The sequence below is a fragment of the Bradyrhizobium sp. 956_D2_N1_4 genome, assembly GCF_052076025.1.
Classification (GTDB): Bacteria; Pseudomonadota; Alphaproteobacteria; order Rhizobiales; family Xanthobacteraceae; genus Bradyrhizobium; species Bradyrhizobium barranii.
Genome location: NZ_CP197237.1, coordinates 1,970,152 through 1,982,749, shown reverse-complemented (window position 1 = coordinate 1,982,749; position 12,598 = coordinate 1,970,152). Strand labels below are relative to the sequence as shown.

General features: G+C 62.6%; 12 protein-coding genes and 1 pseudogene. 5 read left to right on the top strand and 8 right to left on the bottom strand.

Annotation, left to right across the window (positions count from 1 at the left end):
- Nucleotides 1-63 precede the first annotated feature (63 nt).
- Both AB7535_RS08880 and AB7535_RS08875 read right to left on the bottom strand, forming a co-directional pair.
- Nucleotides 64-1,485, bottom strand: a complete 1,422-nt coding sequence (locus AB7535_RS08880) for a UbiD family decarboxylase (RefSeq protein ID WP_085404189.1) — start codon at nucleotides 1,483-1,485, stop codon at nucleotides 64-66.
- A gap of 25 nt (nucleotides 1,486-1,510) precedes the next feature.
- Nucleotides 1,511-2,131, bottom strand: coding sequence for a UbiX family flavin prenyltransferase (locus AB7535_RS08875; protein WP_085404190.1), 621 nt, complete (start codon nucleotides 2,129-2,131; stop codon nucleotides 1,511-1,513).
- Nucleotides 2,132-2,304: 173 nt separating this feature from the next.
- Here AB7535_RS08875 and AB7535_RS08870 point away from each other — a divergent pair, with 173 nt between their 5' ends.
- Together AB7535_RS08870 and AB7535_RS08865 are read left to right on the top strand one after the other, a co-directional pair.
- Nucleotides 2,305-3,276 carry a LysR family transcriptional regulator gene (locus AB7535_RS08870; protein WP_085404216.1) on the top strand — a complete coding sequence of 324 codons (972 nt, stop codon included), beginning with the start codon at nucleotides 2,305-2,307 and terminating at the stop codon, nucleotides 3,274-3,276.
- A gap of 212 nt (nucleotides 3,277-3,488) precedes the next feature.
- Complete coding sequence (locus tag AB7535_RS08865) at nucleotides 3,489-4,529, top strand: Bug family tripartite tricarboxylate transporter substrate binding protein (RefSeq protein WP_085404191.1); 1,041 nt, start codon at nucleotides 3,489-3,491, stop codon at nucleotides 4,527-4,529.
- A gap of 75 nt (nucleotides 4,530-4,604) precedes the next feature.
- On the opposite strand, the gene AB7535_RS08860 is transcribed toward AB7535_RS08865, so the two are convergent.
- From AB7535_RS08860 to dctA, 3 genes are all read right to left on the bottom strand, one after another.
- On the bottom strand, nucleotides 4,605-5,441 hold the full coding sequence (locus AB7535_RS08860) for a bifunctional allantoicase/(S)-ureidoglycine aminohydrolase (protein ID WP_085404217.1): 837 nt from the start codon (nucleotides 5,439-5,441) through the stop codon (nucleotides 4,605-4,607).
- 62 nt (nucleotides 5,442-5,503) lie between these two features.
- Nucleotides 5,504-6,019 (bottom strand): ureidoglycolate lyase, encoded by a 516-nt coding sequence (locus AB7535_RS08855; protein WP_354114255.1) that lies wholly within the window; start codon nucleotides 6,017-6,019, stop codon nucleotides 5,504-5,506.
- 21 nt (nucleotides 6,020-6,040) lie between these two features.
- Nucleotides 6,041-7,372 carry a C4-dicarboxylate transporter DctA gene (gene dctA / locus AB7535_RS08850; protein ID WP_439037273.1) on the bottom strand — a complete coding sequence of 444 codons (1,332 nt, stop codon included), beginning with the start codon at nucleotides 7,370-7,372 and terminating at the stop codon, nucleotides 6,041-6,043.
- Between the two features lie 224 nt (nucleotides 7,373-7,596).
- Here dctA and AB7535_RS08845 point away from each other — a divergent pair, with 224 nt between their 5' ends.
- Nucleotides 7,597-8,502, top strand: coding sequence for a LysR substrate-binding domain-containing protein (locus AB7535_RS08845; RefSeq protein ID WP_063984203.1), 906 nt, complete (start codon nucleotides 7,597-7,599; stop codon nucleotides 8,500-8,502).
- A gap of 119 nt (nucleotides 8,503-8,621) precedes the next feature.
- Here AB7535_RS08845 and AB7535_RS08840 read toward each other — a convergent pair.
- Nucleotides 8,622-9,502: pseudogene (locus AB7535_RS08840) on the bottom strand (LysR substrate-binding domain-containing protein).
- 181 nt (nucleotides 9,503-9,683) lie between these two features.
- Here AB7535_RS08840 and AB7535_RS08835 point away from each other — a divergent pair.
- On the top strand, nucleotides 9,684-10,052 hold the full coding sequence (locus AB7535_RS08835) for a nuclear transport factor 2 family protein (protein WP_085404219.1): 369 nt from the start codon (nucleotides 9,684-9,686) through the stop codon (nucleotides 10,050-10,052).
- 24 nt (nucleotides 10,053-10,076) lie between these two features.
- Nucleotides 10,077-10,913 carry an MBL fold metallo-hydrolase gene (locus tag AB7535_RS08830; RefSeq protein ID WP_354114254.1) on the top strand — a complete coding sequence of 279 codons (837 nt, stop codon included), beginning with the start codon at nucleotides 10,077-10,079 and terminating at the stop codon, nucleotides 10,911-10,913.
- Between the two features lie 50 nt (nucleotides 10,914-10,963).
- Here the strand turns inward: AB7535_RS08830 and AB7535_RS08825 are convergent, their stop codons facing one another.
- Nucleotides 10,964-11,395, bottom strand: coding sequence for a RidA family protein (locus AB7535_RS08825; RefSeq protein ID WP_085404194.1), 432 nt, complete (start codon nucleotides 11,393-11,395; stop codon nucleotides 10,964-10,966).
- A gap of 18 nt (nucleotides 11,396-11,413) precedes the next feature.
- Complete coding sequence (locus AB7535_RS08820) at nucleotides 11,414-12,592, bottom strand: acyl-CoA dehydrogenase family protein (RefSeq protein WP_085404195.1); 1,179 nt, start codon at nucleotides 12,590-12,592, stop codon at nucleotides 11,414-11,416.
- Between the last annotated feature and the right edge of the window lie 6 nt (nucleotides 12,593-12,598).

Below are 12,598 nucleotides of genomic sequence, written 5' to 3'. Positions count from 1 at the left end.
CAGCACCCGCTTCATATTCCAACGGCGCAAACCGACGCAAGTTGCTTCCGAGCGGTAATCCGCTCATGCGCGCGTCTCCGAAAGAAACCGCGCGACCGCAGCGCCGGGCTCGGCCTGCAAGGCAGTGGCGAGATCGACCTCCTCCTCGCCCTTGACGCGAATGCGCTTGAAAGCGAGCTCGGGCGCGTTGACCGGCGCGGTCGCATCGAGACCCATCTTGGCGCTGATGCCGTTGTCGGTGGTCGGATCGAGCTTGGAGCCGAGCGCGCCGGCGACGACCATGAGGTCGCGGTCGGCCTGGAAGCGCGTCGCCACCGCCCATTCGATTTCCTCGGACGAGGAGATGTCGACGTCCTTGTCCACCACGATCACCTGCTTGATGTCGTAATGGGCGCCGAAGGCGCACATCATGATGTTCTTCGGCTCGCCGTCGTTCGCCTTGTCGATCTTGATCGCGAGGTGGTAGCGGCAGGTGCCGCCGCGCGTCAGGCGAACGTCGATCACGCCAGGAAAACTGCGCCGCAGATGCTGGAGCAGCGTCGCCTCGCGCGGCACGCCGCCGAGGATCAGGTGCTCAAAACCGCCGCCCACGATGGTATGGAAGATCGGTTTCGCACGATGCGTGATCGCATCGACCTCGATCACCTCGCGATTGGCGCGCGGACCATAATATTGGGGGAATTCGCCGAACGGACCTTCCGGTTCGCGCACGCCCTGAAGAATGCGTCCCTCGATGACGATCTCCGCGTGGGCGGGCACGCGGACTGAATTGGTGCGGCACTTCACGACGTCGACGGGCGCTCCGAGCAACGCACCGGCAATCGCCATCTCGTCCTCGTCAAGCGCGGCGATCGCCTGCGAGGCCAACATCAAGGCCGGATGCGCGCCGATCACGATCGCGATCTCCAGCGCCTGGCCCAGCTCCTCCGCGAGGCGGTAGTAGGAGAAGGTGTGCCGCGGCAGCAGCAGCACGCCGATGCGGTTCTTGCTGCTGATCTGACAGCGGTGGATCGAGACGTTCTGTACGCCGGTCTTCGGGTTGCGCGCGATCAGCAGGCCGGCCGTGATGTAGGGGCCGCTGTCGCGCTCATTGTGCTTGGGCACCGGGAGTTGGCGCAGCAGATCGACGTCCTCGTGGACGACGTCCTGCACCGGTCCGCTCGCGACCTCATGCGTCGGCAGCGGATGGCTTGCGGCAGCCAGGAACCGTGGCAGCAACTGGTCCTCGGTCACGCCGATGGAATCGGCGACCCAGTCGCGGCCAGCAAAGAGGTTTGCGACAACAGGAATCTCGTGCCCGTCGGGGCGCGGAAACAGCACGGCGCTATCGCGCTCCAGCCGCTTGGCGACGGCGGCGAGCTCGTCAGCCAGCCCAATGCCCTCGCGGGCGATCGCGAGCTTGCCGCGCTCGGCGAGAAACGCGAGCCAGGCGCGCAGATCGGCGGGCGCGTTCGCGCCTCTCCTCGCAACATTTTCCATTCGCATACGGGTCATTCCTCAGGTCTTCAGGTCAAGGCACGATCTTGCGCAGCGGCGGCGAGCGGCGCTTGAGCGCCTCGTCCTCGCCCCAGCGGCGCACAACGCCGATATCGATGTCGAACAGGTCGAGCACACGGCCGACGGTGTGCTCGACCATGTCGTCGAGGTTCTCGGGTTTTGCGTAGAAGGCCGGCACGGGCGGGGCGATGATCGCGCCCATCTCCGACAGGGCCGTCATCGTCCTGAGATGCCCGGTGTGCAGCGGCGTCTCGCGCACCATCAGCACCAGCCGCCGGCGCTCCTTGAGCACGACGTCGGCAGCGCGGGTCAAAAGCGTCGTGGTCACGCCGGAGGCGATCTCGGACATCGAGCGCATCGAGCACGGCGCCACGATCATGCCGGCGGTGCGGAACGAGCCGCTGGAGATCGCCGAGGCCATGTCGTCGATCGCATGGCAGACATTGGCGAGCTCCCTCACCTCCGCGATCTTCAGGTCGGTCTCGTAGGCAAAGGTCAGCTCAGCGGTCTTCGACATCACCAGATGCGTCTCGACGCCGGCATTGCGCAGGAGCTGCAGCAGGCGCACGCCATAGGTGACGCCGGAGGCGCCGGAAATGCCGATGATCATCCGCTTGGGTGTGGCGTCCTGCATATATCTGATTTCGCTCCCAGACGGCGCGGCCCTCGAGGCCTCGCGGTCCGCCACGAGACTAGGCAATCCCACCCATCACTACAAATAATGATTGATTATATCATCCATCATCTGTGATGATGGCCTCGCGCAAGGAACAGCGAACAAAGGACAGCTCCGTGGAACTCAGGCAGATGCAATATTTCCTTTGCCTGGCCGAGGAAAAGAACGTCACCCGCGCCGCGCGCCAGCTCAACATCGTGCAGCCGGCGCTGAGCATGCAGATCGCCAAGCTCGAGGCCGAGCTCGGCCAAAAGCTGTTCGACCGCAGCGCCCAGGGCATGAATCTGACCAGCGCCGGCGAGGCGCTGGTGCGGCTGACCGCGCCGATCGTGCGTGACGCCGAGTACGCGCGGCAGGAGATGGCGCAGCTCGGCGGGCGCATTTCGGGGCGGGTCTCGGTCGGCCTCATCACGTCGGTGGCGCAGAGCACTATGGCCAGTTCGTCGGCGACGGTCGCCAGTCGTTATCCCGAGATCACGCTGTCCGCCTGCGAGGGCTATACCGAGACGCTGGTCGACTGGGTCAACACCGGCCAGCTCGATTTCGCGCTGATCAACGTGCCGCGCCGGAAGACGCCGCTGGCCGCGCATCACATCATGGATGAGGAGATGGTGTTCGCCTGCCGCAAGGACAGCCCGGTCAGGCCACCGGCAAAGCTGCGCTTCGACCACATCGCGAATTTCGACCTCGTGCTGCCGTCCAAGCGCCACGGCCTGCGGCTGATCCTGGATGAGCACGCCGCCGCCGTCGGCATCGACCTGCGGCCGCGGCTCGAGCTCGACACCCTCCCCGCGCTCTGCGACGTGATCGCGACCACCGACTTTGCCACAGTGCTGCCGACCATCGCGCTCCGGCAATCGCTCGCGAGCGGCGCCATCCGGGCGCATCGCTTCGACCAGCAACGGATCGTGCGCTCGATTGCCTGGGTGCATCACCCGCGGCGAGCGGTGTCGGTCGCGGCCAAGGCGGTGCTCGATGTCATCAGCCACGATCTTGCGCAAGCGGCCGCCGTCGCGAGAGAGTTTGTGGAGCCATTCATCGGCAGCACGACCTCATCGCCCCGCAAGGCGCGCAGCAAGACGCGGCGGAAAGCGATCTCTTGAGTGCAGGATTTCTGCTCGGACAAGATGTCGCGCCCACTGCAAAATGAGACGGGTTGGTAAGTTTTGAGACGTGCAGGCATGACGGTCGTAGCGGCCTGCTAACTACGGTCCAGGCGCAGAAAAACGCGACCTGGCGCTCATCCCCGACGACTCCCGTCCCGGACGCTCCCTGGGCTCGCAGAACAAGACACAGTCGGGAGATTCAGTCCGAGATGGCACGGTTCGGTCGCAGCAAGATCACAGATGGCGCTCACCAGGAGAGCGAGGGATTTCGTCCTGACCGGAGGTCGCTGCTCACGCTCGGTGGTGGCGCCCTGCTCGCAGCAACGGGAATGCGGCATGCAAACGCGCAAGACTATCCGACCCGCCCGGTCCAGGTGCTTGTGCCCTTCGCCGGCGGCAGCGCCAGCGACGTCATCACCCGCATCCTGCTCAACCGCATGTCCATGTCACTCGGGCAGGCCTTCGTGGTCGACAACCGCCCCGGCGCCGGCGGCAATAACGGCACCGCGGCTGCGGCGCATGCCGCACCCGACGGCTACACGCTCCTTATGAGCACCTCCGGTCCACTGGCCGCGAACAAGTCGCTTTACAAGGAGCTGCCCTACGATCCGCAGAAGGATCTCGTCCCGATCGGCCTGTTCGCGACGTTACCGAATGTCATCGTGATCAATTCGAGGCTGCCACCGAAATCACTGAACGAGCTGATCGACTATGCCAAGGCGCATCCGCGGGAGCTGAACTACGGAACGGTCGGCGTCGGCTCGTCGCAGCATCTGGCTGCCGCCTATTTCGAGCAGCTCACGGGCACCGAGATCACGCACGTTCCCTATCGCAATATCGCCGCCTATACGCCGGACTTCATCGCGGGCCAGGTCCCGCTTGGCTTCCAGCTCTTGCCGAACGTCATCAGCCTGATCAAAAGCGGCGATGCACGCCCGCTCGCGGTGGCCAGCGACAAGCGCATGACCGCGCTGCCGGATGTACCGACCGCAGCGGAGGCGGGCCTCAAGAATTACGAGAGCGCCGCTTGGCTTGCTCTGCTCGCGCCCGCGAGCACAGGCAAGGCCGTGCTCGACAGGCTCTATGCGGCAATGGCGGAAGCCGTGAACGATCCGAAGGTGCGTGCCCTCTTCGTCGAGCAAGGCGCCGAGCCCATGGTGATGGACCCACAAGGCCTGAAGGATTTCATGACATCGGAAACGACGAAATGGGCCGCGGTCATCAAGAAGATCGGCATCGAGCCGATGTAACCCCGAGCTTTTGTGCAATTATCGGCATCGTCCGGATGATCCATCCGCGATAGCTCGCCAAAAAGCGCCTCCAACTTACGCTGCCGTGAAGGGCCGCAGATCCATGTGCCGGTTGACATCCTTATAGAGGAGATAACGGAACCGACTTGGGCCCCCGGCGTAGCACGCCTGCGGACAGAACGCCCGCAGCCACATAAAATCTCCTGCCTCGACCTCGACCCAGTCCTGGTTGAGCCGGTAGACGGCCTTGCCCTCCAGAACGTAAAGACCGTGCTCCATGACATGGGTCTCTGTGAAGGGGATAGATGCGCCCGGCTCGAACGTGACAATATTGATGTGCATGTCATATCGGATATCGGCCGGATCGATGAAGCGTGTGGTCCTCCATCTCCCATCCGCATCTGGCATTAGCGTCGGTGCGACCGAGTCCTCGTTGGTCACGATGACGTCGGGGTGAGCAAGCCCCGGTACGCCCTGATACAGCTTGCGGATCCAATGAAAATGCGCGGGGCTCGAGCCGCGATTGCGAATGCTCCAGCCGCGGCCGGGTGGAAGATAGGCAAAGCCCCCGGGTCGCAGCTCCCGCTCCTTGTCCGCCACCTCGAGGCTCAATTTGCCACCCGCGACGAACAGCGCGCCTTCGGCATCCTTGTCCGGCTCCGGCAACTCGCTTCCCCCACCCGGTGCCACCTCCATAAGATAATGGGAAAATGTCTCGGCGAAGCCGGAGAGCGGTCGCGCCAGCACCCACACACGCGTGTTATCCCAATGCGGCAGATGGCTGACGACGATATCGCGCTGCACACCGCCGGGTATGACCGCATATGCGTTCGTGAAGACCGCCCGGCCGCTCAAGAGCTCCGTCTGGGCCGGATGGCCGCCCTGCGGCACGTGATAGGTTTGCGATGGCATGGACGTGGCCTCCGATAGGTTTCCCGTGTGGTGTGTCGTTGCGCGGCTCTGCTTGCCGCGCGTCATTTTCCGAGAATGCTGTCCGGCGCAAGATCGAGCTGCATCACCTCTTCCAGCCAATATTCCTCAAGATTGTCGCCCCCGCCCTTCCGGTCGACGACGAAGAACGGACTGGAGTCTTCCAGAACAAGCAGCGGATGGTGCCAGCAGTTGCGGGCATAGTTTACGCCCTGGTGTCCCGTTGCAGCGAAGGCCCGATAAGTCGAGGCGATATGCGGATTCGTGCAGACGACGATCAACCAGTCCTTGCGGTTCAAGGGCATGAACAATTGACTTCCAAGCGGATGGCGCTCCATCAACCGGATCGCGATCGGCGCAGGCCGGGTGGAGGCGACAAACCAACTGATGTTGATCTGTCCGCCTTGCGCGGTGACGTCGATCGTGGCGAGATCGTTGAAGCGCCGGGCAAAGCCTTCGTTGATCGGCAGGGGCGTCAACCCATCCGTATCGACGACATCGCCAAACGGCGCAAATGCCTTCCTCGTTAGAGGCTCAATCGAAAGCGTCAGCATCGCCATATTCCAACCAACACTCGCGCTTCACGCCGTCTGTGCACTCGGGACGGGCTCATCTCCGCCGACGGCATCGACCAGCGCCTCACTTGAGGGATTAATCTCGCCGTTCAGGATACGATGCGCCTTTGCCCTGTCGATGTCGCCTTCCCAGGACGCGACGACGACGGTGGCAACGCAGTTTCCGACATAATTGCCGAGGGCGCGGGCAATGCAGATGAACCAGTCGACCGACAGGATGAGCACAAGGCCGATCGCCGGAATAGCCGGGATAGCGGCAAGCGTCGCGGCGAGCACGACGATGGCTGATCCCGGAACGCCGTGCGCGCCCTTCGAGGTGAGCAACGCGATGCCAAGAATCGCCAGGAGATCGCCTGTCGCAAGCGGCGTGTTGGTCGCCTGTGCAATGAAGACTGCGGCCAGGGTCAAGTAGATGGAGAACGCGTCCAGATTGAACGAGTATCCGGTCGGTATCACCAGACCAACCGTCGACCGCTTGATGCCGAGCTGCTCGAGCTTTCGCATGGTTTGCGGCAGAACGCTGTCGCCTGCGGCGGTGCCGAGAACGACCATCAACTCTTCGCGCAAGTAGGCGAGCAACTTGAACAGGCTGAAGCCGGACAGTCGCATGATTGCGCCAAGCACCACGATCACAAACAGGACCACGGCCAGATAGAACAGGCCGACGAGCCCGCCGAGTTGCTTGAGCGAACCAACGCCGTACTTCCCGACCGTGAAGGCGATGGCACCGAAGACGCCGATCGGCGCGAGCCGGACGACGAAATTCATCATCTTGAAGATGATCTCGTTCACGCGCTCGATGAACTCGACGACCGGCTTCGCTCGCTCGCCGCACAAGGACACGGCGCAGCCGAACATGATCGAGACGATCAGCACCTGCAGGACGTCGCCGGAGCTGAAGGCCCCCACAATCGTCGAGGGGATGAGCTTCATCAGGAATTCGGAGACGCCGCCTCCCGCGACCTGAACCGCGGTTTGGCTGAACCCGCTAAGGGCCTTGGCGTCGAGGGTCTTCGGGTCGATGTTCATTCCTGCGCCCGGCTCGAAATAGTAGGCAAGCCCAATGCCGAACACCAGTGCGACGGTGGTGACCATCTCGAAATACAGGAGAGAGCGGATGCCAACCCTTCCAACCTTCGACAGGTCTCCCGCCGCGGCGATACCGTGCACGACGACGCAGAACACGATCACAGGCACCAGCATCTTCATCAGCTTGATGAAGCCGTCGCCGAGCGGCTTCATCTGAAGGGCGAGGTCGGGATTAGCCATGCCGAGGGCGATGCCCAGCATGAGCGCAATGACGACCTGGAAGAAGAGTGACTTGAAGATCTTGGGCACGGCTTTTCCTCGCTTGGCTGGTCTTCGGCTGGCGCGGCTTGGTGGGCCTTCAGGCCTCCGCCTATCTTGTTGTTTGGTGGTGACGTGTCGTCGTACGCACAAAGGAGCGCGCTTGCCGTGATCGCGGACCGCGCCCGGCTCGCAGAGGGCTCCGTCGGGCATTCGTTGACCATCGCGGATCTCAAGTCCAATATATAGAACGACACGATTGATAGGTTTTCCAAATGGATCTCCGCCAGCTCCGATATTTCATCGCCGTCGCCGAAGAACGCAGTTTCACCCTCGCCGCTCGGCGACTGAACCTTTCCCAACCACCGCTGAGCCAGCACATCCAGACGCTGGAGGCCGAGCTCAAGACGCAGCTTCTCCACAGGACCAGCCGCAGGGTCGAACTGACTAAGGCCGGCGAAGCCCTGCTGGGCCGAGGTCGCGCCATTCTCCAGCAAATCAAGCTCGCGGAAGACGAAGTTCAGTCGATCGGCGCTGGCCTTATCGGCACGCTTGACGTTGGTGCAACCGGCTCCATCCTGCGCGGTCGGCTGGCGGAACTGCTTGCCGCCTACCGAAAGGTTGCTCCGTCGGTGAAAACCACGGTGCATGAGCAGGCGCCTGCACTGCAGATCGCAGCACTCCTCAACCGCACGACCAACATTTGTCTCATTCGCAGCGTTCCGACCGAACACGGCCTGACCAGCAAGCTTGCTTGGCGGGAAGAGGTGGTCCTCGCACTGCCGCACGCGCACCCGTTGGCCGGGCGCAAGCGGGTTGCGCTTAGCGAACTAGCATCGGAGGATCACATCGTCCTCGACCCCAATAGCTCGGAGTTCGCACGCTACATCCAGAAATGCTGCGTCGATGCCGGCTTTTTGCCGCGGGTATCCCAGCAGGTCGTCGACGCCCAGTCGATTCCGAGCCTGATCGTGGCGGGCTTCGGCGTGGCACTGGTGCCCCAGTCCATTGCGCGCTTCACGACAGCCGACATTGTATTCCGGCCCATCAGACCCTCGCCACCCTCGGCCGATGTGTTTCTGGTATTCCGAGAGGATGAGACGTCGATGGTCGTGCGCAATTTCATCAAATTGGCCGTTCGGTACCTAAGCCACCGCAAAAGCCCGAGGCAAGCCTCCTGAAAGAGCACGACGGTCGTTGACGCCAGCTCGCTTGCCCGCATTGACGTCAGGCTTCCCTGCGTCGACGCCGCGCATGCCGGCATCTACGCCACTATACAGTTCGTCGCGTCGAATTATGGTTAAGAGGCTCGCAGCGCGTTCGTTAGCGCAGACAGCGCAGCCGGCTGATGCTGACGACTGGGGTAATACATGAAGAACCCGGGAATTGGCGGCGTCCAATCCTCGAGCACACGAACAAGGCGACGTTTCGCAACATGCTCCGCGACCTGCTCTTCGAATGCGAGTCCCAGGCCGGCGCCAGCGAGTGCCGCCTGAATCACCAGGTGGGTGTCATCGATGATGAGCGGGCCATTCACGCCGATCGTGACCGCCTTTCGTCCTTTCTCGAATTCCCACCTGTATGGCCGCCCGGAAGACGCAGGCTTATGCATCGATGGTCATTTAGATCCTTGGGTTTCCGGGGGATGCTTCGTGATGAAAAATAGCTGGGCGATCCGACCACCGCCAATCGCAACTCCTGGGTGACCCGCACCGCGATCATGTCTTTCTGAATGTACTCGCCAAGTTGAATACCGGCGTCGAACTCACCCGCAACGAGGTCGACGGGGCCAGTGACGGTAACAACGTCAAGAACGATATCGGGGTAGGCTTCCGCGAACGCCGTGAGCCGCGGCAACAATACCATCACGGCAGCCGACCGGGACATTACAATCCGAAGGCGCCCTGCAGGCCGGTGCCGAACGTTTCGGGCTTCGTTGATGGCACGAGCAATCTGCTCGAGTGCCGGAGACAATTCCTTCAAGAGAGCTGCCCCCGCGGCGGTTGGTGCGACGCTCTTGGTCGTTCGAGCAAGAAGCTGCAGCTCGAGCCGTTGCTCAAGTCCCCGGATTGTGTGGCTCAGGGCAGACTGAGACACACCGATCTTTGCCGCAGCCCACGTAAAGCTCCGTTCTCTGGCGACGATTGCAAACGTAGCGAGTTCGTTCAGTTCGTTTCTCATGATTTATGAATATTCCTCATAACTCCATGTTGTTCAACATGCCTATCCTCATAAGCTACTTTGTCCTAGGTTCGGTCAGCAAGGAAGACTTGAGGCAACATTCTGCAGGTTTCGGCCGGAGACCAGGCTTTCCAGCCACGCGCAGTTTCTTCCCGTTCCAAACGTTATGGATAACAGGCCTATGGATACCGATGCTCGTGCCTTGCGCTCCCTGGCGCAGACCTATTTCGACAGTGCCTATGAAATGGATGCCGACAAATTCGCGTCTATATTCCATCCCTCGAGTTCCGTGACCAAGGTCGGCGACGATGGCAACGTGAGCGTGACGCCAATTGCGACGTGGCTGGCAGCTGTCCGCAATTTGAAAGCTCCGAAGCAACAGGGCCTGGAGCGCCAAGATCGGATCCTCTCAATTGACGTTGAGGGAGAGCTCGCGCTTTTGAAGCTGAAATTGCAAATTCCGCCGCGCTACTTCACCGACATGTTGTCGTGCTTGAGGGTCGACGGAACCTGGAAGATCGCTCAGAAAGTGATGACTTCGAAGCTCTGACGGCTTCTTTGTCGTTTTGAGAGAGTGAATCAAACGCTTGTCAGGTTGTCCGTGAAAGCTCTGTCACAAAGCGCCAACACCTTGGGCTGCGCTTCGGGATCATGGAGGATTTGGTCACTCTCTGATGGATATGTCGACCTGCCCGCCGAGGCCCTCAAATATCCAAACGACAAAGTAGGCAGGCAGACCGAACCGCCTCAGCGGGACGCTTCGCTGGTTCGATTGTCGGTCAACTGCTTCCTATTCGATCGCTCTGGCATGGATCGCGTCTTGATCGATTGTGGAGCGGGCGCGAGCTGGGACCCGTCCATGGGACATCTCGCGGAGGCGATTGCGGAGGCAGGCATCGACACGTCATCGATCACGATGATCGCCCTCACCCATGCTCATGGCGACCACATCAATGGTCTCCTGATGCCTGACGGTCGACGAGCGTTTGATGGCCTGAGGAAGATCGTGATTGGGGAAGACGCCGTCGGGGAGTTTCTTGCCGAGCCCGTGCTGGAGCAGTTTCGTTCGCTCCTTGCCCCCATTAACGGAGGAGATCGGCTGGCCGATCATTTACTGGCGGTGGATATACCTGGGCACGCTCGGGGCCATATGGGTTATCTCCTCAACACTGACGAGGACAATGTCTTGTTCTGCGGCGACCTTATCCACGTTCCCGCCGCACAGTTTTCTCGTCCCGAGCTTACCTGGGCCTATGACGATGACGAAGCCGTGGCGAGGGCCAGCCGGATCAGGCTGCTCCAGGACGCAGCAAATGCGCAGACGTGGCTGGCCGGCGCTCATCTAGGTCGACCAGGCATCGGCAGAGTGGTCGAAGACGCGAAAGGATATGCGTTCATTCCGGTCGCGTAGCGGCCCATGAGCCCGCGCGATGGGCGGCAGCACCTTCGCGCACTCCCTCGTCAGCGCGGGACGACGGCAGTCGCTTCGATCTCGACGCGCGCCGATGGCTCGACGAGGCGCACCACCTGCACGAGCGCCATGCTGGGGTAGTGGGTGCCAACCACCTCGCGATAGGCCTTGCCGAGCGCCCTCAGATTCGCGGTGTATTCATCCATGTCGACGACATACCATGTCAGGCGCACGAGATGGTCCGGCCGGGCGCCGCCTTCCGCCAGGATCGCAACGATGTTTTCGAGCGTCTGCCGAACCTGCGCGACAAACCCGTCGGCGAACCGACCCGCGATATCCCAGCCGACGACACCACCCGTCACAACGAGACGTCCATCGGCCATGATGCCGTTGGCATATCCCTTCGGCTGCGGCCAGCCACTGGGCTGAAGCACTTGAAGGCCGCTTGTAGCGGCGGCTTCTGATTTCGACATCGTACTCATGCGGAGTTCTCGATCCTCTCAGCGCGGCTTCAGGAGATCGCGCGCGACAATCAGTTTCTGGACCTCGGTCGCGCCCTCGTAGATGCGCAGCGCGCGGATTTCACGGTAGAGGCTTTCGACGATCTCACCCTTGCGCACGCCGCGGCCGCCGAACATCTGGACGGCGCGGTCGATGACGCGCTGCGCGGTCTCGGTTGCCGTCAGCTTCGCCATTGCAGCTTCGCGCGTCGTCGGAAGCTTCTGGACGTCGCGACGCCAGGCCGCGCGGTAGGTCAGCAGCGCGGCGGCGTCAGTCTCCGTCGCCATGTCGCCGAGCGCGGCCTGGGTCAGCTGGAGATCCCCCAGCGTCGCACCGAACATGTGCCGGTTGCGCGCATGCGACAGCGCTTCGTCCAGTGCGCGCCGCGCAAAGCCGAGGGCTGCGGCGGCGACCGATGCACGGAAGATATCGAGGGTCTGCATCGCGAGCTTGAACCCGCCGCCCGGCGCGCCGAGGCGACGGCTCGCCGGAATCCGGCAATTGGTGAAGCGCAGCGTCGCCAGCGGATGCGGCGCGATGACGTCGATGCGGTCGGCGATGCCGAAGCCGGCATCATCCGGGAAGACGACAAAGGCCGAGATGCCGCGGGCGCCGGGCGCCTCGCCCGTTCGCGCAAACAGCGTGTAGACGTCGGCAATACCGCCGTTGGAGATCCAGGTCTTCTCGCCATCGATGACGTAGTCGTCGCCGTCGGCGCGCGCGGTGCAAGACATCGCCGCGACGTCCGATCCGGCCTCCTTCTCGGACAGCGCGAAGGCCGCCAGCCATTCGCCGGAGCGAACCTTCGGCAGCACGGCCATGCGCAGGTCGGCCGAACCGCCGAGCGCGATTGCGCCGGAGCCGAGCCCCTGCATCGCGAAGGCGAAATCGGCGAGGCCATCGGCATAGGCGAGCGACTCCCGCGACAGGCAGATCGAGCGGGAATCGATCGTCGTCGCATCGCCGTCGGGCGCCGCTACGGCGCAATCGAGCACCCCCGCCTCGCCCATCGCGCGCACCAGCTTGCGGCAAGCGCCATCGACATCAGTGTGATCGATTGTGTCGAGAGCCCCCGACTGCACGAAGCGATCGAGCGCCTCGCCGACCGCATGATGACGCGGCTCGAAAAACGGCCAGTCGAGCCATTCGCGTCGGATCACTTTCGCCGTGGAGCTCATCTGATC